The following is a 26,605-nucleotide window of genomic DNA, read 5'->3' on the forward strand; positions in this document are numbered from 1 at the left end:
TCAGCCGCCCTTGGAGACCTTCACGCGGTGCGGCTCGGACGCGGTGGCGACCGGCATGGGCGCCTTCACCGTGAGCACGCCCTTGTCGTAGGTGGCGCTGATGTCCTTCTCGCTCACCCCGGCCGGCAGGCGCACGCTGCGGGTGAAGGAGCCGTAGCGGAACTCCGACCGCTGCTTGTCCTTCGTCTCCTCGGTGCGCTCGGCGTGCACCATGAGGACACCGTCGTCGACGGTGATCTCGATGTCCCTGTCCGGGTCGATGCCGGGCAGCTCGGCCTTGACCGTGTAGACGCCTTCCTCCTCGCACTCCTCGACGCGGATCATGTGCTCGCCGTCGTTCAGGCGCAGGTCGAGGGGGAAGTCCTCGAACCAGTCGGAGAAGGGCGGCCACCAGCGCGGGCGGCGTTCCAGTTGACGTGAGGCCATCTCGACCACTCCTCGGCTTCCTCACCGACCCTGGACCGGGGCCGGTATGTCCGTTGTGTCCAGCCTCGGAGGGAGACGCCGCAGCCGCACCGGCCGGGCGGGCCATACCGCTGGGGCCGTTGGTCCCCAGCTCGCGGCGGCGCGGGATCCGACGTGGAGGTAGAGGCGGAAGGGCCGACCGGCCCGGGGGCAGGGCCGGGAGGTCCTCGTCGGGCGGGCCGGGCGCGTTGCAGGCTGGAACCCTGGGACCGGGGGACCGACGGACGGAGGTGCACCGCGATGAACGCCAAGTACCGACGTCTGGCCGCGCGCCGGAAGGCGCACCGCCACGGCAGCCCGAGCAGGGACCCGGAGCTGCTGGCGCTGCTCCGTGCGGCGGCCGCGGTGGCCCGGCCGCGCCCCGAGCCCGACCCGCTCCTGCGCCGCCCCGGCGGCACCCTGCCGGGAAGACCGCGGTGAGCGGGATGTCCTGCCCGAAATTCTTCTCCTCCCAGGGAGGTGGCGACCATGACGCAGATAGTGATCCCCGCGGTGTGGCTGCTCGACGGGAATCTCCTGGTCTCGGCGGACACGCTCTCCCGGCTGGTACGCCAGGTGGCGGCGGAGGTCGCCGACTGGGTCGCCGAAGGCGCCGATCCGGCGACGGTGGAGGCCTTCGACCGCATGCTGCAGAGCCTGGCCGACCGGATCGACGTGGACTGCATCGCCCTGATGTCGACGACGACCGCCCGGGCCGCCGTCGGCACGCTCGATCCGGACGAGGATTGAGCCGGCGTACGGACGAGCACCGTCGAAGCGCGGTGGACGACGTCCACGGCTCAGTCACGCTCCACACGTCGTCGTGGGACGTCGTCGTGGGACGTCGCCGCGGGACGTCGCCGCGGACCCGCAGCCACGAGAACTCAGGCGGGCACCTGGCCGGCCGGCCCCGCCATGTGGGCGAAGTCGTGGGAGGCCATGTCGTGGATCCGCTGGGCGAGATCCTCCAGCGCCCGGCTCACGGCCAGTTCGTCACCGATCTCCGCCACCGGCCGGTCGACGGGGTTACGGCGTGCCACTCCCCGGCCCACTGCGGCCATCCGTCCGTCGTCCGTCATCACGGCCCGGGCCACGGTACGGTCCGGCCCCTCGTCGATGAACACCGTCACGTTCCATTCCTTGGCGCTCACGAGATCACCCGCTTCCGGTCGCTCCGGCGCTTGCCGACGGCCCGAAGCGGCCGTCACCTCCACTGCGCCACATGCGGCGCCCCCGCGTCCAGGGCCGTTCGGGTGCTCCAGGGGCCGGTCGGCCCAGCAGCGTGGGCGGATCAGCCCTGCTGCCCCGGCCGTTCGACGCGGACCGTTGGAGACAGGACCACCCCTCGCCGACGACGGGACAACCATGACCGACCGCACGGACCGCGACCGGGGCCGCGAACAGCAGGCACGGGGGCAGGGGCCCTTCGGCTCGGCACCGCCCCTCGGAACGATCTTCGGCATCCCGCTGCGTCTGCACTGGAGCGCCCCGCTGCTGGCGCTCCTGCTCGGGCTGAGCCTCGGCGCGGGCACCCTCCCGCACTGGGTCCCCGGCCGCTCGCAGGCCACCTACACCCTGGCGGGGACGATCGGCGCGCTGCTGCTCGTGGCGAGCCTGGTGCTGCACGAGGGCGCGCACGCGGTCGTGACGCGCCGGGCCGGGGTCAAGGTCGAGGACATGACGGTCTGGGCCCTCGGCGGCGTGACCCGGATGGATCGCGCGGACCGGCCCCGGGCCGCTCTGGCGATCGCCGCCGCGGGACCGCTCACCAGCCTGCTGCTCGGCGGGATCGGCCTCGGCGCGGCCTTCTGGCTGCTGCACGGCCCGCACTGGACGGTCGCGGGCGACGTGCTGCTCTGGTACGGCTGGGCCAACCTGCTGCTGGCCGCGTTCAACCTGATTCCCGCCGCGCCGCTGGACGGCGGCCGGGTGCTCCAGGCCGCGCTGTGGTGGCGCACCGGCGACCGGGCTCGCGCCGAACAGGCCTCGGGGCGCAGCGGGCAGGTCTTCGGTGCGCTGATGATCGGCTTCGGTGCCCTGGTCCTGCTGCGCGGCGGGGCGGGCGGCCTCTGGCTGATGCTGATCGGTTTCTTCGTCCTCACCACCGCGCAGGCGGAGGCACGCCAGTCGGCCACCCAGGCGATGCTGCACGGAGTCCGGCTCGCCCAGCTCATGTCCGCGCCCGTGGCGACCGCTCCGGACTGGCTGACGGTCGAGCGCTTCGTCGAGGAGGTCGCCGGCGCCAGCCGGCACACCCATCTGCCCGTCCTCGACCTGCAGGGCCGGCCCTCCGGCATCGTCTCGCTGCGCCGCCTGGGCCAGGTCCCGCCCGCCTCACGTGCTCTCACGCGGATCTCCGAGGTGGCGCTGCCGATCGGACAGGTCCCGCTGGCGGCGCCCGACGACGAGTTGACCGAGGTCATGGAACGGATGACGCCAGGAGCCCCACTGCGTGTCCTGGTGCTGGAGGGCCAGGAACTGGTCGGCATCGTCACCGCTCACGACGTGTCCCGCTTCCTCCAGCAGCGGCTGGCACTGGGTGGCCCACGGTGACCTTGACGGTCAGAAGTAGCTGACCGTGACGGCTCCGGTGGCGGAGTTCCACACCAGCGCCCCGTGCTGGAAGTCGCTGCCGCGGCCCCCGGTGACGCTGTGCTCGTCGCTGGTGGGCAGGCCGAGCCGGCTCGCGGTACCGCCGAGAGAGAGGTACGTGCCCAGGATCGCGCCGTTCACCTCGTGCGCGCCGGTCGCGCCGGACCAGTAGATGTTGGCGCCCTGGAACTGGGACGCCCGGCCGCCGGTCACGGCCGTCTCGTCGCTGCGCGGGTAGCCGACGAAGCCGTTCACGCTGCCCAGCGAGACGAACTTGCCCAGGATGGCTCCGTTGACCTCGTGCGCGCCGGTGGCCCAGGAGTAGTAGACCCGGCCGCCGGCGAACCACTGGATCGCCGACCCGGTGACGGTGCCCGGCATCTCGACGGTCCGGGCCGGGCCGAGCAGGGAGCGCTGCGCGCCGAGGGCGGCGTACTTGCTGCCGATCGCGCCGTGGGTGACCGTCAGGTAGGGGTTGGTGAAGCCGTATCCCAAGCTCTTCAGGGTGGAGATCACCTGCGGCAGCGCGGCCGGGTCGGTCGATCCCTCCCCGGGGTGCATCACGATGATCGCGCCGGGCCGCACGTACTGACGGACCCGGCTGAGGATGGTCGCGGTCGAGGCGCCGTTGTAGCCGGTGGTGTCGAAGGTCCAGTCGAAGCTGATGTAGTAGCCGTCGAGCGCGAGGTCGCGGTTGACGCCGGGGTCGGCGTAGCCGTCCCGGTACGGGGCGCGGAACCAGCCGTTCGAGGAGTAGCCGAGCTTGTTGTAGGCGGCCTCGGCCCGGTTCAGCTCCGACCAGCGCTGGGCCTGCGTCAGCTTGCTGAAGTACGGATGGTCGTAGCTGTGGTTCACCAGCTTGCTGCCCGCCGCCATGATCGTCCGGGTCGAGGCGGGGTAACGCTCGACGAAGCGGCCGGTGAGCGAGAACGCGGCGGTGATGCCGTTCGCCTTCAGGGTGTTGAGCACACTCGCAACGCCGGCGTCGCTCCAGTCGGCGTCGAAACTGAGCGTCACCACCTTGGCGGTGTCGTAGCCGTGCTCCAGCACGGTCGCCCGGTAGGGCGCCGTGTCCGCGGCATGGGCCGGGGATGCGAGCAGCACGCTCGTGGCGGTGGCGGCGAGGGCCAGCAGGGCGGCTTGGGCCGCCCGCGTCCGAGTCCCGGTCCTCCGGGTTCGTGTCGGTGCGGACATCGCTCTCGCCTCCTCCACGGCGGCAGGTCCCCGCCGCCTCCTGGCATCCACGGTCGGGTGCGGTATGCGACGGTGCCAGGTCCTCTGGTCCCCCCGCGGTGGACCGGTCGGCCCTTGTTGCCGGGACCGCTCGGACCCAGGCAGCGGCGCGGGATCGGAGGAGCCTGGAAGCAGCGCGGCGCACCGTCGTGACCGCGCACGGGTGCGGGAGGTGAGCGGCCGTGATGTGGTACGACCACGGAATGACGGGCTACGGCTGGGTGCTGATGGCCTTCGGGACGGTGGTCTTCTGGGCCCTCCTGATCGGAGCCGTCGTGCTGCTGGTCCGCGCCCTGGGACGGCGCGGTGAGCCGGGTGACACGAAGCGGCCCCGGGTCGAGGCGTCGGCGGCCGAGGGCGTTCTCGCGGAGCGGTTCGCCCGCGGTGAGATCGACGAGGCCGAGTACCGGCAGCGGCTCGCCGTGCTGCGGGGTGCGTCTCCCTCCACCACGCGCGACTGAGCGGGCGAGGAGACCGAGATGAGGAAACAAGCGCTGGTCGGGATCGGCGCGGCCACGGCGGCCGCCCTGGCGGTGGGTTATCCGGTGCTGTGGCGCCCTCGCTGCCTCACCTGGGGCGCGAGCGTGCTGGAGGTGTGCCGGGAGATGCCGGGCGACGCACTCCTTCCGACCGCCCCGCTGGTGACGACCCGGGCCGTCACCGTCGACGCCCCGCCGTCGGCGATCTGGCCGTGGCTGCTGCAGATGGGGCCGGGGCGCGGTGGCGCCTACACCTACGACTGGATCGAGAACCTGATGGGCCTGGACATGCACAGCGCCGATCGGATCATCCCGGAGTTCCAGGAACTGAAGCCGGGCGACACCATGCCGCTGGGCGCGAACGGGCCGGTGATGGAGGTGGCCGAGCTCGACCCCGAGAAGGCGCTGGTGTTCTTCTCGCAGGACGGGGCGTGGGTGTGGTCCTTCGGTCTCCACCCCCAGGGCGACGCCACCCGCCTGATCAGCCGCAACCGGATCCAGCCGCCCGACCCTTCACCGCTGTACCGCCTGTTCTCGTTGTACGTGATGGAGCCCGGAAGCCTGGTGATGGAACGCAGGATGCTGCTGGGCGTCAAGAGCCGGGCCGAGAGCCTGCAGCGCTCCCAAGCCCGGGCCGACGGCGACTGACCCACGCGTCCCGCGGCGCGGTCGAGGTGACCCGTTCGGCCTACCCCGATTGCGGCGCCGGTGACCGCCCGGCAGCTTGCCACGTGGGAGGGACGCCGCCGCGGCCCCTCGACACGGAGGCGAGGACGGGCGTGACCATGCTGTCGGACGATCTGCGAACCCTGGGCCGTGAGGCGTACGTCTACCTCTACCCGCTGGTGACGATGGACGTGACCCGCCGCCAGTCCATCGCTGTGCCGGCCGGCGTCAAGCCCGGCTACGGCCCGCCTAACCGGTTCCATCACCTGCGCGCCTTCCCGGCGGCGGACTTCCGGGCCGTCGTGCGGCCCAACTTCGACACCCTCTACTCCAACGCCTGGCTCGACCTCACCGCAGGCCCGGTGGAGCTGCACGTCGCCGACACCGCGGACCGCTACTACATGCTCCCGCTCATGGACATGTGGACCGACGTGTTCGCCACCGTCGGGCAGCGCACCACCGGCACCGGCGACCAGACCTACCTGGTCGCCGGCCCCGGACAGCGCGCGGAGGCTCCGGCCGGGGCGACCGTGGTGCACGCGCCCACCCCCTACGTGTGGGTCATCGGGCGGACCCAGACCAACGGCCCGGCGGACTACGACGCGGTGCACAAGGTCCAGGACGGCTACACGCTGACCGCCCGGGTGCCGGCCGACCACACGCCCGACCCCGACACGGACGTGACGACGGACGCCCTCACCCTGGTCAACAGCATGAGCGCGGTGGAGTTCCTCACCCACGCCGCGCGGGCCCTGGCCGTGAACCCGCCGCACCCGTCCGACTTCTCCTTGCTCGCGCGCATCGCGCACCTGGGCGTCGTCCCCGGCCGGGAGTTCGACCCGGGGCGCTTCGACACCGCCGCCCTCACCCGGATCGAGGCAGGTGCCGGCGCTGCCAGGGACGCGATCCTCGGCTCCATGGCGACCTTCGGCACCCCGGCCAACGGCTGGCGGACGTCCACGGAGACCATGGGCGTGTACGGCAACGACTACTTCAAGCGCGCCGTGGTCGCCGCCGCGGGCCTCGGCGCCAACCCGCCCGAGGACGCGGTCTACCCCGTTCTGGCCACCGACGCCGACGGCGCGCCCGTGGTCGGCGAGAACGACTACGTCCTGCACTTCGACGCGGACGCGCTGCCGCCGGCCGGCGCCTTCTGGTCCGTCACCATGTACGACGGCGAGGGTTTCCAGGCCGCCAACGCGATCGACCGCTTCGCCCTCGGCGACCGCGATCCCCTCGCCTACAACGCCGACGGCTCGCTCGACATCCTGATCTCCCACCGCGACCCCGGCGCGGACCGGCGGGCCAACTGGCTGCCGGCGCCACTCGGCCCGCTGGGGATCACCATGCGGCTGTACGCGCCCGGCCCCGAAGCGCTCGACGGACGCTGGAGCCCGCCGCCCGTCCGCAGGACCGCGCCGGCTCGCTGAAAGGGCGCCCCGGTCACCGTTCCCGGTGCCGGTGCGCGTGCGCGTGCGCGACGAGCTCGGCGGCGGCATGCTCGCTGACGCCGAGGGCGTGGGTGAGCCGGCCGGACGTCCAGCCGTGCCGTGCGAGGAGGAGGGCCAAGGCGTGGTGCTCCTCCCCCGCGACGGGTGCCGCCGCAGGCCGAGGCACGGCCTGCGGCGAGAGCGGGGGCGTGGTCGGCTGCGGTGCGAACGCACGACGGCGCACGAACGCCCGGCGCAGTTCGTCGGCGCCCCAGACGACGAGAGGGAACGGCGCCACGGTGAGCACCTGCGTGAGGGAGAGGGACTCCGTCCCGAAGAGCCCGTGCAGCGCGGGGAGGTAGACGATCGCCGCGGCGAAGGCGAGGGAGAAGCCGAGGCCGCCGAGCAGGTGCCGATTGCTGAACACACCGATCTCCCGGAGCGAGGCCCGTTCGGTCCTCGCGGCGAAGGCAGTGCCGATCTGGCAGGCCACGATGCCCAGCCAGGCCACCGTGGTGGCCTGGCGGTACGTCGGATGCAGGGCGGTGCCGGGGCCGACGGGCGCACCGGGGTGCCAGCCGCCGCGGCCGAGGGTCAGGAAGTAGCCACCCATGACCAGGGCGGCCGAGATCAGGCCGAGGAAGCCCCAGGCCCGGGCGAGCATGGCGGGCCGGATCACCCGTTCGTCGCGCGGACGCGGCGGACGGTCCATCAGACCCGGCTCCGCCCGTTCCCTGCCGAGCGCCAGGGCCGGCAGCGTGTCGGTGCCGAGGTCGACGGCGAGGATCTGCATCACCGTCAGCGGCAGCGGGACCGCGCCGCCCGCGAGCGCGAACACGAGGAAGGGCACGACTTCGGGCACCGCGTGGGTGAAGATGTAGACGATGAACTTGCGGATGTTGTCGTAGGTCCGCCGTCCGGCCTCCACCGCGGCGACGATGGTGGCGAAGTTGTCGTCGGTCAGCACCATGGTGGCGGACTCGCGCGCCACGTCCGTGCCGGAACGGCCCATGGCGACGCCGATGTCCGCACTGCGCAGGGCGGGTGCGTCGTTGACGCCGTCGCCGGTCATGGCGACGGTGCACCCCTCGGCCCGCAGGGCGTCGGCGATCCGCAGTTTGGCCTCCGGCGAGGTGCGGGCGAAGATCAGCTCCTCGCGCCGCGCGAGCAGCGCGTCCAGTTCCTGCTCCCCCATCGCGTCGAGCTCCGGACCGGTGACGATCCGCATACCCCGGTGGCCGACCCCCACCTGTTCCGCGACTGCGGCGGCGGTCAGGCCGTTGTCCCCGGTGACGACGTTCACGGTGATACCCGCGTGGTGGGCCCGCTCGATCGCCCGGGCCACCTCGGGGCGCGGCGGGTCGGCCAGGGCCACCAGCCCGAGCAGGCACAGGTCGCGCTCGGCCTGGTCGCGGCTTTCCGGCGACGGCCGACCGGGGTCGAGCGGGCGTCGGGCCACGGCGAGGACGCGCAGCCCGCGCGCGGCGAGCCGCCCGACCGCCCGCACCACCCTCGCGCGGTCCTCGGGGGTGAGCGCCCGCGCCCCGCCCGGCGCGAACAGGCTGGTCGCGTGGGTGAGCACCTCCTCCGGGGCTCCCTTGGTGTGCAGCACGACCATGCCCTGAATCCGGTCGACGGTGGTCATCAGCCTGGTGTGCGGATCGAAACGGAACAGGGCCACCCGGTCCTGGTCACGCTGTTCCGGCGCCAGAGCCGCTCCCAGCCGGGCGGGCAGTTCGAGCAGCGCGAGCTCGGTGGGGTCTCCGTGGCCCGACTCCGGATCCGCGGTGGTGCACCTGGCCGCCGCGTCCGCGAGCATCCGGACGTCGGCGGGCACGTCGCCGCCCGCGTCGAGGGCGTGGTCCCCGGACCCGGTCCACACCGTCACGGCCCGCATCCGGTTCTCGGTCAGGGTGCCCGTCTTGTCCGTGCAGATCACCTGGGTGGAGCCCAGCGTCTCCACCGCCGACAGCCGCTTCACGACGGCGCCGCGGCGCGCCATCTCGCGGACGCCCCCGGCGAGCGCCAGCGTGATGGTGGGCAGGAGACCTTCCGGCACGTTGGCCACGAGGAGGCCGATCGCGAAACTGCCCGCGGCGGCCACCGAGAGTCCCGCCGCCAGGCCCATGGGCAGGAAGGCGACGCCGACCCCGACGGCGATCAGGGCGATCAGCCGCGCCACCCGTTTGACCTGCTCCTCCAGCGGACTCGACTGACGCTGCGTCCGCTGACTGAGGGCGGCGATCCGGCCGAGTTCGGTGTCCATGCCGGTCGCGGTGACCACGGCGAGGGCCTGCCCTCCGGTGCAGGCGGTTCCGGAGAAGACCAGGTCACGGGCATCGAGCAGGGCCCCGGAGCCGTCGTCGAGGTCGGCCGCGCGGCTCACCGGCACCGACTCGCCGGTCAGCGCCGACAGATCCACCTCGACGCCTCCGGAGAGCAGGCGGGCGTCGGCCGAGATGCGGTCTCCCTCCTCCACCACCAGCACGTCACCCGGGACCAGCTCGGTGGCAGGCGCCTGACGCCGCTTGCCCTCGCGCACGACGGTGACCTGCTCGGGCAGGAAGGCGGCGAGCGCCTCCACGGCCCGCTCGGCCTGCTGTTCCTGCGCGAAGGCCAGGAAGGCGTTGAGCAGGATCACGGCGAGGATCGCCAGGGCGAGCGCCGGGGTGCCACTGACCGCGGCCAGGACGGCGGCGAGCGCCAGCAGCAGCGCCAGCGGGTGGGTGAACTGCTGCGCGAGCTCCCTGGGCCAACGCCGGCCGCCGCGTCTGGTCAGCGCGCTGGGTCCGTGGACGGTCTGCCGCCGGGTGGCCTCCCGCTCCGTCAGCCCCTGCGGAGAGGTCCGCAGGTCCCGGAAGAGCAGGGCGAGCGGCTCACGCGGATCCGGAGCGACCTCCTCGACGGGCCCCTCCCGCAGGGTGCCGGGATGGCCCGTCATACGAGTTCTCGCATGTTCGGAACCTTCATCGGGCGCTCCCCTCCGGCAGACGTCTCGAACCTGCTTCGAGCGTCCTCCTCGCAGGAGGTCGGCCACAGGGCCGTTCAGCCCCGCCGAGCGGCCCTGATCGCTTCCCCGGCCCGCCGAACCGACAGGGCCCGCGGTAGGGCACAGCCAGGAAACCGGGCGGCGCCGGGTGGTGCGGTGAGCCTGCGTGCGCTCCCCCGGCAGCGGGAACGTGCGTTGCGCGCTCGCGCACGTCTCGTTCATGCCGTTGTGACGACCTCGGAGCCAGTGCCCCCGCTGCCGTCCGGCCCGTACCGGCCGGAACCGACGCCGGTGTTCCACCAGCTCGCGGCGGAGTGGGCCGCCGCGGGCCGGATGGTGCCCGGTCGACGTGATCGGGAATGGGACCGGCTGGTGAGCAGCCGTGGCGGGCGGCGGCGTGTGCTGCCGCCGCCTCGCGCAGCCTGAGGCGGCGGGCGTGTCAGGCTGATCTGGCGTGTCTCGTCCCCATGCGCACGACGATCGCGAGCACGGCGTCGACCACCCCGATCAGGATGAGCCAGACGCCCAGAAGCCGGGTGAGCACGACGGCGCTGTCCACCGGCGAGGCCAGCACGACCACGCCCGCCGCCACCCCGAGCGCGCCCAGGGCCAGGACCCAGCCCCGGTGACGGATCGGGCGGTCGATGGCCACATAGACGGTCACGATGCCCGCGACCAGCCAGTAGAGCCCGACCACGATCGTGATCAGGCCCACCGTCTGCATCTGGTGCCGGAGCACCAGGACGCCCGCCAGCATGGCGAGCAACGCCACCAGCACCTGCAGGGTGCGGCTGCTCTCCGAAGGGTCGTGACGGCCGAAGGCGCGCACGAAGCGGACGACCCCGGTCAGCAGCAGTTGCAAGCCGATCACGACGGCGACGACCCGAACCGTCACGTGGGGCCAGCTCACCAGAATGATCCCCGCGACGAGGGTGAGCACTCCGCTGATGAGCCACCACACCCAGGACGAGCCGACGTCGCCGAGCACGTCACCGGGATCCCTGGCCGGGCCGGGCACGGGGGTTGTCGAGGAAGCCATGGGAACCTGCCCGGGAGTCTCAGCCGCCGGGCAACGCGGCCGCGGCGGCGGTGAGCTCGGCGCCGGCGGCACGGCACCCTGCCCAGCAGGGGTCCGAGGCGTTCCCCGTGCGCGCCGAGTCCTGCCTCCAACGTAACCCGCCGCCCCGGCCACCGCCCCTCGTCCCCAGGGCCGCGCGGTCCCGTGCGGTCAAGTCCCAGTTTGAAACGATCAGCTACTCCCGTGCGCGGCCGATCGAGCGAAGTGCCCGGCCGAAGCCAGGGGGACACCCTCGTGCCGGCCCCGCCCCGGTCCGGCTCCAGCCCCGGACGCAGGTGACTCCTCCCCCGGGTGAAGCGGGGGGCTTCTCGCTAACCCTTCCGGGCGTCGCGACGGACCAGCCCGGCCCGTAGAACGTTGGTGGCTCCCACTGTGTCGGCGTGCGCGGTGTGGCCGCAGGACCGGCAGTGGAACCTCTCCTGTGTGGGCCGGTTCTCCTTGGCGGTGTGCCCGCATGCGGGGCACCGCCGGGAGGTGTTGCGGGGGTCCACGGCGATCACTTCCCGACCGGCGCTTTCAGCCTTGGCGCGCAGGATCGTCAGGAACACCCCCCAACCGGCATCGTTGATCGACTTGTTCAGTCCGGCTTTGGCCGCCGCCCCGTTGCGCGGGAAGGTGCCCGGCTGGACGGGCTTGGGCGCGGGGGCCTTGACCATGTTGCGGATCTTGAGATCCTCGTGCGCGATGAAGTCGTGCTCGCGAACCAGGGTGAGGGCGGTCTTGTGGGCGTGGTCCAGACGCTGACGCCGGACCTTGCGGTGCAGGTCGGCAATGCGCTGAACGGCTCGCTGGTGGTTGCCGGTGCGCTTGTCCCGGCGGACACGAGGGAACCGGGCCAGGGCCCGCTGTGCTGCTTGGAGCTTCGCGGCGGCCTTGCGGGCGTGGCGCGGGTTGGGCACGAACTCGCCGCCCGAGTCGGCGAGGAAGTTGGCTATACCCATGTCGATGCCGACCACGGCCCCGGTCGCGGGCAGCGGTTCGGGCCGCGACTGCTCGGGGGTCAGCACGACGAACCACTTGCGGCCCTCGCGCTTGACGGAGACCGTTTTGACCTTGCCGACCACGGCCCGGTGCTGGTTGACCTTGACGTGCCCGATGCCCTGGAGCCGGACGCGGGTGACGGGGTCGTGCGGGGTGGAGTCCCAGCGGCAGCCGTCGCCGTCCTTGGGGAAGTCCACCGTGTCGAACCAGTTCACGCCCCGGAAGCGCGGGTAGCCGGGCGTCTCACCGGACTTGACCCGGCGGAAGAACGCCGCGAACGCCTTGTCCAACCGGCGAAGCGTCGCCTGCTGCGAGGAGAACGACCACCGGCCCTGCCGCTCCGGGTCGAACGCCCGGATCTCCTTGAGCTGCGCCGACTGCATCCCGTACTTGACGCTCGTCTTCGATGCGTGCTGGTAGGCGTCGCGCCGCTCCTGAAGGGCCCCGTTATAGAGAGAGCAGTGGTCACGCAGCATCTCGGCAAGCGCTTGCGTCTGGCCCACGGTGGGCCGCATGAGGAACTTGTACGCACGGATCACCCGGCCCACCCCCCTGCAAGGTCGACAACCAGGATCATACTACAGAACGTGAGCAACCATCACAGACAGTGGCGCAAGCATCTCCGCCGCTTCGCGGCTCCGCGCCAAGGATGCATTCCCTCCCCGACTGAAGCCGGGGATACCCTCCAAGATCATGGATGGAACGCGCACCCTCGGGCTATGACAGATATGACATGTATCGTGGAGGCGTGACGACCAGGGAAGAGATCTACCGCCACTTGCGCGACTACGCCGCGCACCTGACACCCCCGCCGCCCTTCTCGGATCGCTTCGAGATCAGCGGCAACAGCATCGTCATGATGATGAGCCCTGCGGGCCGCCACGAGCGTGCCGCCTGGATGCTGGCCCACCAGCTCCAGCCCCAGCTCCCCGAGGGCATCGTCGCCCACACCGGCGGAGACGTGGAGGACGTTTCCCTGGGCATCTTGCGACGGCCCGATCTGGTCGTCCTGCCTTTCGCGGCCATGGACACCGACGACGCGTTTCCCGCGGACGCGGTCGAGCTCGCCGTGGAGATCGTCTCTCCGTCGAATCCGGAGAACGACTACCAGGACAAGATGCGGGACTATCCGGCCATGGGCATCCCTCACTACCTGATCATCGATCCGCGAAACGGGTCCGCCCATCACCACTGGAGCGTCATCGCCAAGGAAGGCCACCCCAGTTACGACAACCACGTCGCCTACCTCTTCGGAGACAGGATCCCCGTCGGCGACTGGACCATCGACACTGCGGGGCTCCCCCGCTACGGAGAAGCGGGCGCATGACCGCAGGTGAACTGATCCGGCACCGCCGCGAAGAACTGGGCTGGTCCCAGGCACGGCTCGCGCAGGCCGCAGGCACCGGCCAGGCCCTGATCTCGCGCATCGAGCAAGGGCGGGTCAACCCCACGGTGGAGATGCTGACTCGGCTCGCCGAGGCCATGGGTGCACAGATCAACCTCACCCTTTCCCCCCGCTGACCGACGCCTGGTCGTCCGAAACCCGTCTCGTCTCGTCCTGCGGGCGCGGGAAGGGCCCTCCGGCTGCCGGGGCGGAAGTCGGGGTCCGCCCCGGGCCGGAAGGCCCTGGCTCATGGCCGGTCGCGGGCTACCAGGTGTCGTTCAGGCTGCCACTGCCGGATCCGCCGGTGGTGAAGGAGTGGTTGTTGCCCGGCTCCCAGACGATCGAGCCGTCGGGGTTCTTGATGATGTACTTGTACTCGACGTAGGTGTTCGCGGGCAGGGTGACGGTGCCGCGCCAGACCGGGTAGCCCGAGGACGAGAGCGGGATCGCCTGGCCGGTGTTCCAGCTGCCGAGCGCGGGAATCGAGCCGACCAGGTAGACGTTCTGGCCGAAGGTGGTCGTCTCGTTGACGCCGAAGCTCTCGCCGACGGTGCCGGACGCCGCGTTGGGGAGGTAGAGCGCGACCGCGTCCATGGCCGGGACGGTGACGGTGGCCGTCCCGTTCGTCGCGACCGTGACCGTCGAGCCGGAGCAGGCGCCGGTCGAGGGGGTCAGGTTGCCGTGGATGACGTCGCAGTAGGCGCCGGCAGGCAGGCCCGTCTCGACGGTGATCGTCTTGGCGGCGGACTCGTTGTTGATCGCGATCCAGCCGCGGTCGCCCCGGCTGAAGGCGATCAGGTTGGAGCCGTCGTCGTACCAGTTGGCGACCGACTGCCCGGCGGTGGCGTTGTGCCAGCCGACCATGTTGGCCACGCCCTGGTTGCGGTCGGTGCAGAACCAGCCGCTGGAGCAGTTGGTGGCGTTGACGAAGCCGTTGGCGTCGGCGGGCGGCGAGTCGTCGCTGTTGGTCCAGGTGAAGCTCGCGTAGACCTGCGGCACGTCGTAGCCCCAGGCCAGTTCGAACAGGTTGGCCAGGATGTAGTTCGCGCCGGACTTGTAGTTCAGGGTGCTGCCGTTGCGCTCGGTGTCGTGGTTGGTGACCATCGAGGTGGAGGCCGACGCCGGCTCCAGCCCCCAACTCTGGCCGAAGGTCTTCAGGTTGGCGATGTTTCCGGTGAACTGCGCCTTGAGGTCCTGGGCGTAGGTGAACTCGATGACGCTTCCGTTGGACTCGAAGGCGGCCGGGGCGAGGTTGCCCGAGCTGCCGGGGATGACCTCCTGGTAGACGTAGGGCCGGGCGCCGGTCCAGGTGGTGTTGTGCACCTGGGCCAAAATCGCGGCCATGTCGGCCTGGTTGATGTGCTTGGCCGCGTCCGTCCGGAAGCCGTCCACGCCGGCGGCGACCAGGGTGTTGAGGTAGCCGGCCTCGGCCGCCCGGACGTGCGTGGTCTCGGTGTAGAGGTCCTCCAGGTTGGACAGGTCGCACTCCTGCACCTGGGTCTGGCTGTTCCAGTCCTGGATGGACATGTCCGCGTTGGGGCAGTTCGCGGGCGAGGTGTGGAAGTCGGCGCTGGTGTAGCCGGGCTGCGAGTAGCTGAAGGCGGCCGAGTTGAAGGTGTCACCGCCGTAGGAGTCGGTGCTGGTGTTGTTGTTGCCCGCCATGTGGTTGAGCACGGCGTCGGCGTAGACCTTGACGCCCGCGTTGTGGCAGCTGGTGACCATGGCGGCGAACTGCGCGGCGTTGCCCATGCGGCTGTTGAGGTCGTAGCCGATCGGCTGGTAGACCTCCCACCAGGGGTGGGCGCCGGAGAGCCGGATGGAGTCCTGCGGCGGGGCCACCTCGACGGCGCCGTAGCCCTTGGGACCGAGCACGTTCGTGCACTCGCTCGCGACGGAGGTCCAGTTCCACTCGAACAGGTTGGCGATGACGTCACCGCCGTCGGGCGCGGCGGCCGCGTGGGCAGGCGCGGCCTCCAGGCTCAGCGGTAGGAGGGCGCCGGTCAGCAGGGCGCCGACGGTGGCCCATCGGGCCGCGGAGCTGCGCTTCGACGTACCGCGTCTCGACTCATTGCGCTTCATGGTGGTTGTCTCCTGGTGCGCGCGGCCCGGCCGCGGACGGCCAGGTCCGGGCGGCGCGCGGGGAGCGCGTGCGTCGTCGCACCGGAGCGGGCCGGAGGCCGCGGTGGAGCCAAGGGTGGGGGTGCGACGCCCGGCCACTCCCGCTGTGGCCGCCCCGCCGCGAACCAGACCTTCTCGCGCTCGAAGTGACCGCGTCAATGCTTTCTGAAAAATCTTACGGAAACATTCGGGACACATCGATCAGCCCCCTCCATGCTTCGCCGCACCCGGAGGACACATGGGCCTGTATGTACGGTTCCCCCGCGCTTCGCGCCGCCATCCCGCCAGGAGTGACTGCTGCAACTTGCAGCATGACCTTGCAAAAGCTGCTCGCACGAGCGGCCTCACCAGTGCGGCACCAACGCGACCGGGCAGACCGCCCGCCGGAGCGTCTCCACGACGAGCGGACCGGGAACGGAGGGGGCCGAACGGCGGCGGCGACGTCCGAGGACGAGCAGCGAGGCCTTCTCGGTCGCTGACGGCAGCGTCCGGGCGGGATCTCCCCCGACCTCCTCGCTCACGGCCTCGACACCGGGATGGAAGGCGTGGACTGCGGCGAGTTCGGTGCTGAGGACCCGCCCTTCGGCCTGCCGCGGATCCACGGGGGTGCGCCCAGGACGCGTCACGGCGGCCAGGCCCTCGGGCGCGCGCCACACGTGCAGGGCGTGCAGGCGGGCCCCGAGGCGGCCGGCCTGCTCGAAGCCGTAGGTCAGAACCGGCCCGCAGTCGCCGTCGAGGTCGACGCCCACGACCACCTCGCGGTCCGCCGGAGCCTCGGCCGCGCCGGGCGGGACGAGCAGCACCGGGCTCTCCGCGTGCGAGGCGACCGTGAGGGCGACCGAGCCGAGCACCCTGGCCGCCGGGCCGAGCCCCTGCGTGCCGACGACCAGCGTCCCCGCACGGTCCGCCGCCCGGCACAGGGCCTGCGCCACGTCGCCCTCCTCGACCGAGGTCTCGACCCGCAGGCCGGGCTGCGTCCGCCGCAACTCCTCGGCGACACGCGCCATCGCTTCGCGCGTGCTCAGTTCGAGGTCGTTCAGCCGAGGGCGCAGCAGCACCGGTCCCTGGTCGGCCGTCGGCCGCACGTACAGCAACCGGACGGCGTCGCCGGCCCTGGCCGCGTACCTGGCGGCCCAGCGGGCGGCCGCCGCAGCGGTCTCCGAGCCGTCCCAGGCGACGGTCAGCGGCAGCGTCATCACGGCCTCCCCGTGTACTGCGGCGGGACCACCACGAGCGGACCGTGGGCGTGGTGGAGCAGCGATCGGGTCGTGGAGCCCAGGAGGGCGTCGTGCCAGCCGCTGCGACCGTGACTGCCGACCACCAGACAGCGCGCGTGCTCGGCGGCCCGCACCAGCACGTGCGCCGGATGGCCGGTGAGCACCTGTGGTTCCGCCTCGACGTGCGGGTACTTGTCGTTCCAACCGGCCAGAGCCTCGGCCAGGTCCAGCCTGGCCTCCTCCTGGACCGCCGGGCGGGCGGCGTCGTGCGGGCGACGCACCTCGACCGCCGTCAGGCGGGCACCCGTGAGCGCCGCCTCCTCGTAGGCGTACGCGACCGCGGCCTCGGACGCGGCCGAGCCGTCCACACCGACCACGACGGTTCCGCCGTGCTCCGGCTGCGGTTCCTCCGGCTTCGGCACCAGCGCGACCGGACAGGCGACCTGTCCCAGCAGACCGGCTCCCCGACTGCGGACGAAGGCCGCCTCGACGTCCCCGAGCAGGCGCGTGCCGACGACGACCTGGGACGCGTCCGCGGAGAGCCGTTGCAGGACCTCGGTGGGCCTGCCCTCGGCCACGCCCACGCTCACCTCGAGGTCGGGATGCAGTTGCAGCGCCTCCGCGCGTGCGGTGTCCACGAGCGCCTGCCCTGTGGCCCTGAAGTGGGAAGCCCACAGGTGGCCGGCGCTGCCCGGGGCCGTCTCGGGAGAGATGGCGGACGGCCACTCCTGGGCGTGCACGATCAGGAGTGGCAGCCCCCGCGCCGCCGCCTCGTCGGCCGCCCAGCGCACCGCCCACGGGGCGGCCGTGGACCTGGACACACCGACCAGGACCGGTTGCCTTCCCCTGGGAACGTTCATCGCGGACTCCCTTCGCACGGGCCCGGTCGGCCCTCTTCGAGAGTGCCGTCGGGCGGCCGGCCGCCCCAGGGCCGTTCAGCCCGCCGACCGGCCCTGCTCGGAGCCGCGTGCGCAGGCGTCAGGTGCTGTACTGGGCTTGTGAGCGCGATCGACAGCCTCCACGGCGCCGTCTTCGACACCGACGGTGTGCTCACCGAGACCGCGACCCTGCACGCGATGGCCTGGAAGGCGGCCTTCGACGATCTGCTGCGCGCGCTGCCGGACAGCGTTCCGGCCGCGGCGCGTGCGCCGTTCGACCTGGCGACCGACTATCCGCGCCACGTCGACGGCCGCTCCCGCGAGGACGGTGTGCGGGCCTTTCTCGCCTCCCGGGGGCTGGGCGACCTCGACCCGTCGAGGATCGGACGTCTGGCCCTCCGGAAGGACAGGATCTACCTGGCGCTGCTCCGTCACCTGGGCGTGGCGCCGTCGCCCGGCGCGGTGGACCTGCTCAGCGCGCTTCACGGGCTCGGCGTGCCCACGGCGGCGGTGTCGGCGAGCCGCCACTGCGCGCAGGTGCTGGCCGCCGCCGGCTTGGCCGAACGGTTCGACGCCCTCGTGGACGGCCTGGAAGCGGCCAGACTCGGCCTGGCGGGAAAGCCCGATCCGGCGCTCTTCGTCGAGGCGGCGCGGCGGCTCGGCACGGCGCCCGCCCGGACGATGGTGGTCGAGGACGCCCTGGTGGGCGTCGAGGCCGCCCGCCGGGGCGGCTTCTCCCCCGTGGTCGGCGTGGACCGGGGCGCGGGCGCGGGCGAGCTGCTGGCCAACGGCGCGGACCTCGTGGTGGACGGCCTGACCGAACTGCCGACGCTGCTGGGGCTCTGATCACGTCGCTCCGGGCCGTCCGCGGAGATCCAGTACGGCCACCCCGGTGACCCGGTCGGCGGCCAGGTCCGCGAGAGCCCGGTCCGCGTCGCCGAACGCGTAGGCGACCGTACGCACCCGCAGCGGCAGACCGGCCACCTCGGCGAGGTAGGCGCGGCCGTCGGCCCGGGTGTTGGCGGTGACGCTGCGCAGGGTCCGCTCCTGGAACAGGTGCGCGGCGTAGTTCAGGGCCGGGATGTCGCTGAGGTGGATCCCGGCCACGGCCAGCGTCCCGCCGCGGTCGAGCGCGGCGAGCGCCACCGGCACTAGGTCGCCGACCGGCGCGAAGAGGATCGCCGCGTCCAGCGGCTCGGGCGGGGCGTCGTAGGCCCCGCCCGCGGAGGCCGCACCGAGTTCGAGGGCGAGCCACCGGGCCTCCTCGGCGCGGGTGAGCACGTGGACGGTCGCCCCCCTGGCGATCGCCAGCTGGGCGGTGAGGTGGGCGGAGGCGCCGAAGCCGTAGATGCCGAGCCGCCCGCCGCGCGGCAGCTCCGCGCGCTCCAGGGCCCGGTAGCCGATGATGCCCGCGCACAGCAGCGGCGCGAGTTCGGCCTCGTCGCGCCCGTCGGACGGCAGTGCGTAGACGTAGCGCGCATCGGCGATCAGGAGCCGGGCGAAGCCGCCGTCGCGGTCCCAGCCGGTGTAGCGCGACTCGGGGCAGAGGTTCTCCCGGCCCGCCCGGCAGTAGCGGCAGACGCCGCAGGTCCGTGCGAGCCAGGCGGCACCGACCCGGTCGCCGGGCCCGAAGCCGGGCGTGTCCGGCCCGGTGGCGATCACCCGGCCCACCGCCTCGTGGCCGGGTGTGCGTCCGGGCGCGCGGGGGGCGAGGTCGCCCTCGGCGAGGTGCAGGTCGGTGCGGCAGACGCCGCACACGTCGACCTCGACGAGCAGTTCCCCCGGGCCCGGATCCGGCACGGCCTTCCGGACCAGCCGTAGGGGTCGCGTGTCCATGGGGCCTGGACTCTCGACGACCCAGGCCTCCGTCTCCCGCCCGTGCCCGGTCATGGCATCACCCGTTCCGCCGCCTGCTCTCCCCCTTCGACGGTCCCTCCGCCGCCGCAGCGCCGCAAGCGCGAGGCACGACCCGGCACCGAGGTGCGGACGACCCGGTCGGCGGGGACCATGAGGGGATCCGCGGCAGCACCTGGAGCCACCGTGAACGGCGACGCCTGGACCCTCAGGCACGAGGGACTCGACCCGGCCCGCGAGGGGCTGCTGGAGGCGTTGTGCGCCGTGGGCAACGGGTACTTCGTCACCCGCGCCGCCGCCCCCGAGGCCACGGCCGACGGGGTGCACTACCCGGGCACCTACCTCGCGGGCTGCTACCACCGCGCGACCTCGTCCGTGCAGGGGCGCACCGTCGTCAACGAGGATCTGGTCAACGGGCCGAACTGGCTGCCGCTGTCCTTCCGGGCGGCCGGGGAGGAGGGCCCGTGGTTCGGCGAACCCGGATTCCCCGCTCTGGACCAGCGACTCGAACTCGACCTCCGGCACGCCGTGCTCACCCGCAGACGTCGGTGCCGGGACGGTGCCGGGCGCACCACGGACGTCGTCCAACGGGTCTTCGCCCACATGGGCCGGCCGCATCTGGGCGTGCTGGTCACCCAGCTGACCCCGGTCGACTGGACGGGGATGCTGGAGGTCCGCTCCGGTCTGGAGGGCCGGGTGGCGAACGACGGCGTGGCGCGCTACCGGGGTCTGAACAGCCGCCATCTGATCCCCGCCGGGCAGGGGGTCGAGGGCGACGTCGGCTGGCTCCAGGCGAGGACGGAGGACTCCGGGCTGCGCGTCGGGCTGGCCGCCCGGATCCGCTTCCGTGCCGGCGACGCCGCGTTCTGCGGTCTCCGGAACGGTCTGCCCGACGTGGAGGGGCGAATCGACCAGTCGTTCACCGTGGCGGTGCGTCAGGGACACACGCTGACCGTGGAGAAGACCGCCGCCCTGTTCACCTCGAGGGACGGACTGGCCGCCGAACCCGCCGCCAGCGCACGGGACCTGGTCGCCGCGGCCGAGGACGTGCCGGACCTGGAACGGCAGCACCGGCTGCGCTGGCAGGAGCTGTGGCGCCGTTGCCGGGTCGGCGCGGACTTCGACGGCGCCGGCACGGTCCACCTCTACGCCCTGCACCTGCTGCAGACCTTCTCGCCCAACTCGGTCGACCTGGACGTCGGCATCCCGGCGCGGGGCCTGCACGGCGAGGCGTACCGCGGCCACGTCTTCTGGGACGAGCTGTTCATCCTTCCCTACTTCAACCGGCACCTGCCCGAACTCAGCCGTGCGGTGCTGCGCTACCGCCACCGCCGCCTGGACCGGGCCCGACGCGACGCCACCGCGACGGGGCGGCGCGGGGCGATGTTCCCCTGGCAGAGCGGCAGCGACGGCGGCGAGGAGACCCAGGAGCTGCACCTCAACCCGCGCTCCGGCCGCTGGCTGCCGGACCACAGCAGGCTGCAGCGCCACGTCGGCTCCGCCGTCGCCTACAACGTCTGGCAGTACCACCAGGCCACCGGCGACACGGAGTTCCTCGCCGATGCGGGTGCCGAGCTGATCCTGGAGGTGGCCCGGTTCTGGGCGGACTCGGCGGAGTTCGACGAGAGGATCGACCGGTACCGGATCCGCGGTGTGGTGGGCCCGGACGAGTACCACGACGGCTACCCGTGGAGCTCACGACCGGGCCTGGACGACAACGCCTACACCAACGTCATGGCGTCCTGGACGCTGCACACCGCCCGCCGGGTGCTCAGGGAGCTGCCGTCCTACCGACGTGGAGAGCTCCTGGCAGCCCTGGGGGTGGAGCCCGCCGAGCTCGCGCGCTGGGACGAGCTCTCCCACCGGCTCCATGTGCCCTTCCACGACGGGGTGATCAGCCAGTTCGACGGCTACGAGCGGCTGGAGGAACTGGACTGGTCCGCCCTGCGCGCCCGCCACGGCGACATCCGCCGGCTGGACCGCCTGCTGGAGGCCGAGGGGGACACCGTCAACCGCTACCGCGCCTCGAAGCAGGCGGACGTGCTGATGCTCTGGTACCTGTTCCCTCCCGACGAGGTGCGGCGCATGCTCTCCCGGCTCGGCTGCGCGGCCGATCCGGACCTGATGGAACGCACGGTCGACTACTACCTCGCCCGCACGTCCCACGGCTCGACGCTCAGCGCCGTCGTCCACGCCTGGGTGCTGGCGCGCCGCGACCGGCCGGCCTCGTGGCGGTTCTTCCGGGAGGCCGTCGCCGGCGACGTCCACGACATCCAGGGCGGCACCACCGCCGAGGGCGTCCACCTGGGCGCGATGGCGGGCGTGGTCGACCTGCTGGAGCGCTGCTACTCCGGCCTGTCCTTGCAGGGCGGGACGCTCGTCCTTGACCCGGCGCTGCCACCGCAGCTGGGACGGCTGGACCTGAACCTGCGCTACCGCGGGCACGGCGACGTCCGGGTCCGCCTGGCCCACCGCCACGCCACCGTCACCCTGCCGGCCGGCACGGCCCCACCGATCCAGGTGGTGCTCCGCGGCAGCCCGACGACACTGCGGGCGGGCGAAAGCCACCGCGTCGACTGGTGACTCCGCACCGCCCGCCCGTTCAGCCGAGCGGAACCACCGCCACCGGGCAGCGGGCGTGCTCGACCAGTGCCTGGCTGACCGAGCCGAGACGGCCGATCGGACCCGTCGGTCGTCCGCCCCGGCCGACGACGAGCAGGCTGGCGTCCGCGGACAGGGCGACGAGTTGCTTGGCGGCCCCGGACTTGACGGGGTCGGGGCGGACCTCGACCGCGGGGAACTCCTCGCGCCAACCCGACAGCACCTCGGCGAGCAGCCGCCGCTCCTCGTCCTCGACGTGGCCCTCCTCGTAGACCGGCGGGGCCGCCTTCCCGATGCGCAGCAGCGGGTAACGCCAGGCGTGCACGACACGCAGCGGCAGCTTCCTGCGCTCGGCGGCCGTGAAGGCGAACCGCAGCACCGGCTCGTCCGGCTCCCGGGCGTCGACGCCGGCGACGACCTCCCCTGCCGTGCGCCCGGCGGTGTCGTCGGTCGCGTGCACCACCACGACCGGGCACCGCGCCGTCGCGGCCGTGTGCAGGCTCGTGGAGCCCGCCAGCAGGCCGGGGAATCCGCCGGAGCCGCGGGCTCCGATCACGAGCAACCCGGCCGTCTCGGCCTCCTCGGCCAGAACCGCGCGCGGAGTGCCGTCAAGCACCTCGGCGGACACCGTCAGCGCCGGTCGCCGCCCGCGCACGGTCCGGGCGAGTTCGTCGAGCGACTGCCGCGCCTGGTCGCGGACCGTGTGCAGGGCCTCGGCGTGCGCGTGCCGCATGTCCGCCTCCCCGCAGCCGTGGACGAGCCTCAGCTCCGCGCCGCGCAGTTCCGCCTCCGACTCGGCCCAGGCGACGACGGGCCCGTCGTCCGGAGGCAGGTCGGTTCCGATGACGACCGGACCAGACATGGTGATCTCCCATCAGGCGATGTGCAGGATGTCCGCGACGGGGCGACGCGGGGAGGCGGCGCCCGGCGGGCCGTAGCCGAGGCGCAGGATGATCTGAACATAGCCCGGTCCGGACTCCGGATCGCGCAGCTGCCACCGGGTGTCGGGCCATTCGACGGCCTGGTGCAGCACGGAGCCGCGCAGTCCGTGGACGGTTGCGAGCAGCCAGACGCGTTCCAGCGCCATACCCGTGCGCACCCAGGCGCTGTGGTCGTCGTGGGCCGTCGTGAAGGTCACCAGTTGCGGCAGCGGCTCGAACCGGGCCGGGGCCGGCACGGCGGTGGGCGGATGGCCGGTGAAGCTCCGCACGGGAACGCGAGCATCGCGGTCCATGGGGCCCAGCGCGGAGGCCGGGATCCCGTCGGTGGCAGGGGCCTCCAGCCTCACCCAGCTGCGCAGTTCGGCCTCGCGCAGCACGTCGGCAGCGGTGCGGCGCTCCGCGTCCGCGGTCAGGGCCAGGACCCGCCGGGTCTCGGCCTCCTCGAGCATCGCGAGGACGACGCCCTCCTGGTCGGCGGCGGCCATGAGCTCGCCGACCAGGCTCTCCGGCACGTCACGGTTGGTGAACGGCCTCCGGCTGCTGTGCCGCTCGGCGACGGCCGGGTACAGCTCGGAGTCACGCTCGGGCTCCGCGTCCGGAGGGCGCCCCGCGAAGGACAGGTGGGCGACCAGATCGGGTCGCTCGGGGTCGGGGAGCAGCCGCAGGCGGGTCTGCAGGCCGAGGAAGGCGGCGGCCACCCGCAGGTTGAGCACCGCGGCACCGAGGGAGACGTGCAGCGCGCGTCCGGTCGGGTCGGTCACGGGCACGGCGCGCGACCCGTCCGCGTGGACGAGCAGCCCGCGACGGTCGGCGGTGGCCTCGAAGCGCCATGGCTGACTGTTGTGCAGTGAGGGGGCCGCGCCCCCGGCCGCGGCCAGGAAGGCGAACCGGTCCGGGGTGAGGGCCGGGTCGGTGGTGTGGGCGTTGTCGGTCATGGCGGCCGCCTCCTCTTCGGGCGTCTCCCCCTGGGTCAACGGTTGACGAGTGTCTGGCCGGTGACGTCCCACTGGACGTCGACCACGCCCTCCACCGCCCGCGCGAGCCGCGCGGCGACGGGAACCAGGGTCGTGTCGGCGAGGCGCCCGGTGAGCATCACCACGCCGTCCTCGACGTGGACCACCACACCGCTCGCGTCCTCGCCGAAGAGGTAGGCGACGACCTCGCGGCGGACCTCCTCGGCGATCTCCTCGTCCGGCCGCAGGAAGACGGTGAGCAGGTCGGCGCGGCTGACGATGCCGGCCAGCATGCCCCACTCGTCCACCACCGGCAGGCGCTTGACGTGGTGACGGGCCAGCTGCCTGGCCGCCTGCGCGAGCGTCGCGTCGGCGCGCACCGTCACCGCGGGCGCGGTCATCAACTCGGCCGCGGTGAGGGCCCCGGCCTTGGCCATGTCCCCCAGTCGGCGCAGTTGTTCGGGTCGGCTCGGGTCCGCGTCCCGGAACTCCTCCTTCGGCAGCAGGTCCGCCTCGGAGACCACGCCGACGACGCGGCCCTCCCCCGCGGTCACCGGCACCGCGCTGACCTTCCACTGGGCCATCAGGGCGACGATGTCCTTGAAGGGCGCCTCCTGGCCGACGGAGACGACCGTCTCCGTCATCACGTCGCTGACGATGTGCGGACTACCGCTGCCGTACATGACTGCCGCCTCCCTTGTCCTGCGGATGGACGAAATGGACCACGTGTGCGTCGGGACCGGGGAAGAACACCGAGGTCCGGCCGTTGTCCGACCAGCGGACGTCGAACGGCGGGCTGCCGTCGACGTGATGCAGCCCGACGACCTCGCCGTCCCTGCGGACGACTCCGGGACGCGTTCCGTCCACGACGATCTGATCTCCCAGTGCTGCGCGCATCGGGGGCTCCTCTCACGGTTCGCTGGTGGTGGGGCGTCCGGCCGCGAGGCGCAGCTCGCGTCCGGTGATCCGGACGGGGTGGATGCGCACGAGGAGGTCCCGTGGCCCTTCGGCCCAGGGCTGGGGCTCCTTCTCGTCGGCGCCGGGGCGGTCGACGTCCCGTCGGTCCTCCTCGGCGACACCGGTGACGAGCACGCTCCAGCCCTCGGCCATGACGTCGTCGAGGTGGTCGACCTCCAGCACGACGCGTCGCCCCACGGCCTCGGCCAGCGCGCCGACCGTCTCGCTGCGGAAGAGCACGACCCCGTCGGTCACCCGGTAGTTGACCGGTCGGACGATCAGGGCGCCGCCCATCTGGAACACGACACGGCCGATGCCGCGTCGGCCGAGTCTGCCGTGGCACTCCTCCTCCGTCAGGTCGACCATGCGCGTGCGTCGGTCGGGGCCGGCTCGGCCGGGTGCCACGTCCCGGTCACCACCGAGCAGTTCCACCCGTGAAGTCTCCAACGCGGCGGCCAGGCGGGTCAGCTCGCCCGGGCTCAGTTCGGCCGGGCGGGTCTCGATCCAGTCGACGAATCCGGGGGTCATGGCGGCACGCCGGGCGAGCTCGTCGATCCCGAGGCCGAGTTCGCGCCTGCGTCGGGCGACTCGTCGGCCGAGGTCGCCGGGGTTGCGGCGTGCGCCTCCCCGCGGTCGGGGGGCAGGAGTCCCGGATGCTGCGAACATGATCGCTTCCTTCCCCGGTCGTCACCAGTGCGGGACGACCGCGACGGGGCAACGCGCGTGATGGAGGGCCGCGTGCGCGACGGGCCCGAGGGCGGAGACGGGGCGGTGCCTGCGGCGCCCGACGACCAGGAGTGAGGCCTTCTCGGCCTCCTCGACCAGGACCGTCGCCGGATCCCCGGACAGCTCCGCGGTCGTCACGTCCACGTCGGGGAAGCCGTGGTGAGCGGCTGTCACCGCCTCGTGGAGTGCGCGGGCCTGGTGGTTCTCGAGCTCTCTGCGTTCGGCTTCGCCGGGTTGCGCCGGACCCGCACCCCAGAGCAGCGGCGGCTGCCAGGCGTGCACGGCCCTCAGCACGACTCCGTGCTCCTGCGCGCTACGGAGTGCGAACTCAAGGACGGGCCGGCAGTCCCAGGCGGGGTCGACTCCGACCACGACCCGGTAACCGGGTCCCGCCGCGGCGGCGCGCCCCGGCACGAGGACGACGGGCCGCTCGGCGCGAGCGGCCACCGACTGGGCGACCGAACCCAGCATCAGTGCGCCGAAGCCGCCGCTCCCGCGCGTCCCGAGCACCAGCGTCCCGGACTCGTCGGCGGCGCGCAGCAGGGTCAGGTCCACCGGCCCGGCCGTCGGCTCGATCTCGACGTGCAGCCCGGGATGGGTCCGGCGCAGGTCGGCGGCGAGCCGGGTCATCGCGTGGAGGGCCTCCACCTCGGCCTCCTCGACACGTTCGTCCCCCGGACGGATCCACAGTCCGGTCGGCCGTACGTGGATCAGCCGCACGGGCCGGCGGGTCGCGGCGGCCTCCCGCCCGGCCCAGTCCGCCGCGCCGACGCTCGCGTCGGAGCCGTCGACCCCGACGATCAGTGGTGTGGTCATCGCGACGTTCCTTCCGATCGGCCCGCCTGACGCGGGTCCCGTCCGGGGCCTTGGCATCGGGGCGGTTCGGACGGGTGGCTCCCTTCTCAGGGTTCGCTGCCGCCCCACCCAGGGGACAGGGCCGACCGGTCCCCACTCCGGTCCCCTGCGAGCCTGGGGCACAGGTCGGGGCTGGGCCTCTCGGTCCCTTGCGACCGGCCCGAAGGGCCCTGGCCCGAAGCCACCGGGCCGGCGCCGGCCACGACCTTCCGGCCGGGGCGGGTACTGC

The 26,605-nt window shown here is 72.8% G+C and carries 26 protein-coding genes; 10 read left to right on the forward strand and 16 right to left on the reverse strand.

The features are described 5' to 3' along the window. On the reverse strand, positions 1-426 hold the full coding sequence (locus tag BS83_RS10600; RefSeq protein WP_037608632.1) for an Hsp20/alpha crystallin family protein: 426 nt from the start codon (positions 424-426) through the stop codon (positions 1-3). A 279-nt stretch (positions 427-705) separates the two neighbouring features. Between BS83_RS10600 and BS83_RS10605 the strand changes: the two genes are divergently transcribed. After that, positions 706-885 carry a hypothetical protein gene (locus tag BS83_RS10605; protein WP_037603545.1) on the forward strand — a complete coding sequence of 60 codons (180 nt, stop codon included), beginning with the start codon at positions 706-708 and terminating at the stop codon, positions 883-885. Between the two features lie 48 nt (positions 886-933). Next, positions 934-1,194, forward strand: coding sequence for a DUF6213 family protein (locus BS83_RS10610; RefSeq protein WP_037603546.1), 261 nt, complete (start codon positions 934-936; stop codon positions 1,192-1,194). Between the two features lie 134 nt (positions 1,195-1,328). On the opposite strand, the gene BS83_RS47350 is transcribed toward BS83_RS10610, so the two are convergent. Continuing rightward, complete coding sequence (locus BS83_RS47350; RefSeq protein WP_037603547.1) at positions 1,329-1,595, reverse strand: dsRBD fold-containing protein; 267 nt, start codon at positions 1,593-1,595, stop codon at positions 1,329-1,331. Positions 1,596-1,809: 214 nt separating this feature from the next. Here BS83_RS47350 and BS83_RS10620 point away from each other — a divergent pair, with 214 nt between their 5' ends. Beyond that, positions 1,810-2,997, forward strand: coding sequence for a site-2 protease family protein (locus tag BS83_RS10620; RefSeq protein ID WP_084713336.1), 1,188 nt, complete (start codon positions 1,810-1,812; stop codon positions 2,995-2,997). Positions 2,998-3,006: 9 nt separating this feature from the next. Here BS83_RS10620 and BS83_RS41650 read toward each other — a convergent pair whose 3' ends face one another. Then, entirely contained in the window at positions 3,007-4,230 is a 1,224-nt protein-coding gene (locus BS83_RS41650; protein ID WP_051942910.1) for a polysaccharide deacetylase family protein, read from the reverse strand. A 224-nt stretch (positions 4,231-4,454) separates the two neighbouring features. On the opposite strand from BS83_RS41650, the gene BS83_RS10635 reads away from it, so the two are divergent. The 3 genes from BS83_RS10635 (at position 4,455) to BS83_RS10645 (ending at position 6,844) form a co-directional block, all read left to right on the forward strand. Then, positions 4,455-4,730 (forward strand): SHOCT domain-containing protein, encoded by a 276-nt coding sequence (locus tag BS83_RS10635; RefSeq protein ID WP_037603548.1) that lies wholly within the window; start codon positions 4,455-4,457, stop codon positions 4,728-4,730. Positions 4,731-4,748: 18 nt separating this feature from the next. Then, complete coding sequence (locus tag BS83_RS10640; protein ID WP_037603549.1) at positions 4,749-5,396, forward strand: hypothetical protein; 648 nt, start codon at positions 4,749-4,751, stop codon at positions 5,394-5,396. A gap of 137 nt (positions 5,397-5,533) precedes the next feature. Continuing rightward, positions 5,534-6,844: a DUF1254 domain-containing protein gene (locus tag BS83_RS10645; RefSeq protein WP_232248685.1), complete on the forward strand. Its 1,311-nt coding sequence runs from the start codon at positions 5,534-5,536 to the stop codon at positions 6,842-6,844. A gap of 13 nt (positions 6,845-6,857) precedes the next feature. Here the strand turns inward: BS83_RS10645 and BS83_RS10650 are convergent, their stop codons facing one another. The 3 genes from BS83_RS10650 to BS83_RS10660 all read right to left on the reverse strand — a co-directional run bounded on the left by BS83_RS10650 (position 6,858) and on the right by BS83_RS10660 (position 12,431). Continuing rightward, entirely contained in the window at positions 6,858-9,785 is a 2,928-nt protein-coding gene (locus BS83_RS10650) for a cation-translocating P-type ATPase (RefSeq protein WP_063774145.1), read from the reverse strand. Positions 9,786-10,272: 487 nt separating this feature from the next. Next, complete coding sequence (locus BS83_RS10655) at positions 10,273-10,872, reverse strand: HdeD family acid-resistance protein (protein ID WP_037603551.1); 600 nt, start codon at positions 10,870-10,872, stop codon at positions 10,273-10,275. A 350-nt stretch (positions 10,873-11,222) separates the two neighbouring features. Continuing rightward, a complete protein-coding gene (locus BS83_RS10660) occupies positions 11,223-12,431 on the reverse strand; it encodes an RNA-guided endonuclease InsQ/TnpB family protein (protein ID WP_037608637.1) in 1,209 nt (402 codons plus the stop codon). 209 nt (positions 12,432-12,640) lie between these two features. Between BS83_RS10660 and BS83_RS10665 the strand changes: the two genes are divergently transcribed. Continuing rightward, a complete protein-coding gene (locus tag BS83_RS10665) occupies positions 12,641-13,219 on the forward strand; it encodes a Uma2 family endonuclease (protein ID WP_232248214.1) in 579 nt (192 codons plus the stop codon). Beyond that, positions 13,216-13,413 (forward strand): helix-turn-helix domain-containing protein, encoded by a 198-nt coding sequence (locus tag BS83_RS10670; RefSeq protein WP_037603553.1) that lies wholly within the window; start codon positions 13,216-13,218, stop codon positions 13,411-13,413. The genes BS83_RS10665 and BS83_RS10670 overlap by 4 nt, the downstream gene beginning before the upstream one ends. 127 nt (positions 13,414-13,540) lie before the next feature. On the opposite strand, the gene BS83_RS10675 is transcribed toward BS83_RS10670, so the two are convergent. The 3 genes from BS83_RS10675 to BS83_RS10685 all read right to left on the reverse strand — a co-directional run bounded on the left by BS83_RS10675 (position 13,541) and on the right by BS83_RS10685 (position 17,471). Continuing rightward, positions 13,541-15,355, reverse strand: coding sequence for a carbohydrate-binding module family 20 domain-containing protein (locus BS83_RS10675; RefSeq protein WP_037603554.1), 1,815 nt, complete (start codon positions 15,353-15,355; stop codon positions 13,541-13,543). Positions 15,356-15,738: 383 nt separating this feature from the next. Then, positions 15,739-16,590, reverse strand: coding sequence for a universal stress protein (locus BS83_RS10680; protein ID WP_037603555.1), 852 nt, complete (start codon positions 16,588-16,590; stop codon positions 15,739-15,741). After that, positions 16,590-17,471: a universal stress protein gene (locus BS83_RS10685; RefSeq protein WP_037603556.1), complete on the reverse strand. Its 882-nt coding sequence runs from the start codon at positions 17,469-17,471 to the stop codon at positions 16,590-16,592. The genes BS83_RS10680 and BS83_RS10685 overlap by 1 nt, the downstream gene beginning before the upstream one ends. 138 nt (positions 17,472-17,609) lie before the next feature. Between BS83_RS10685 and BS83_RS10690 the strand changes: the two genes are divergently transcribed. After that, positions 17,610-18,335: an HAD family hydrolase gene (locus tag BS83_RS10690; RefSeq protein WP_037603557.1), complete on the forward strand. Its 726-nt coding sequence runs from the start codon at positions 17,610-17,612 to the stop codon at positions 18,333-18,335. Here BS83_RS10690 and BS83_RS10695 read toward each other — a convergent pair whose 3' ends face one another. Further along, on the reverse strand, positions 18,336-19,379 hold the full coding sequence (locus BS83_RS10695) for a zinc-binding alcohol dehydrogenase family protein (protein ID WP_037603558.1): 1,044 nt from the start codon (positions 19,377-19,379) through the stop codon (positions 18,336-18,338). It abuts the gene before it with no gap. A gap of 150 nt (positions 19,380-19,529) precedes the next feature. Between BS83_RS10695 and BS83_RS10700 the strand changes: the two genes are divergently transcribed. Beyond that, complete coding sequence (locus BS83_RS10700) at positions 19,530-21,926, forward strand: glycoside hydrolase family 65 protein (RefSeq protein ID WP_037603559.1); 2,397 nt, start codon at positions 19,530-19,532, stop codon at positions 21,924-21,926. A 19-nt stretch (positions 21,927-21,945) separates the two neighbouring features. On the opposite strand, the gene BS83_RS10705 is transcribed toward BS83_RS10700, so the two are convergent. From BS83_RS10705 to BS83_RS10730, 6 genes are read right to left on the reverse strand one after another with little or no spacing between them, the layout of a single operon-like run. Next, a complete protein-coding gene (locus BS83_RS10705) occupies positions 21,946-22,806 on the reverse strand; it encodes a universal stress protein (protein ID WP_037603560.1) in 861 nt (286 codons plus the stop codon). A 12-nt stretch (positions 22,807-22,818) separates the two neighbouring features. Further along, a complete protein-coding gene (locus BS83_RS10710) occupies positions 22,819-23,820 on the reverse strand; it encodes an Acg family FMN-binding oxidoreductase (protein ID WP_051942912.1) in 1,002 nt (333 codons plus the stop codon). Positions 23,821-23,855: 35 nt separating this feature from the next. Continuing rightward, entirely contained in the window at positions 23,856-24,521 is a 666-nt protein-coding gene (locus BS83_RS10715; RefSeq protein ID WP_037603561.1) for a CBS domain-containing protein, read from the reverse strand. Continuing rightward, a complete protein-coding gene (locus tag BS83_RS10720; protein ID WP_051942913.1) occupies positions 24,505-24,735 on the reverse strand; it encodes a DUF1918 domain-containing protein in 231 nt (76 codons plus the stop codon). The genes BS83_RS10715 and BS83_RS10720 overlap by 17 nt, the downstream gene beginning before the upstream one ends. Before the next feature lie 12 nt (positions 24,736-24,747). After that, positions 24,748-25,461 carry a helix-turn-helix domain-containing protein gene (locus tag BS83_RS10725; RefSeq protein ID WP_063774146.1) on the reverse strand — a complete coding sequence of 238 codons (714 nt, stop codon included), beginning with the start codon at positions 25,459-25,461 and terminating at the stop codon, positions 24,748-24,750. A 21-nt stretch (positions 25,462-25,482) separates the two neighbouring features. Beyond that, positions 25,483-26,337, reverse strand: a complete 855-nt coding sequence (locus BS83_RS10730) for a universal stress protein (protein WP_037603562.1) — start codon at positions 26,335-26,337, stop codon at positions 25,483-25,485. Positions 26,338-26,605: the final 268 nt, after the last annotated feature.

This window comes from Streptacidiphilus rugosus AM-16, from assembly GCF_000744655.1.
Classification (GTDB): Bacteria; Actinomycetota; Actinomycetes; order Streptomycetales; family Streptomycetaceae; genus Streptacidiphilus; species Streptacidiphilus rugosus.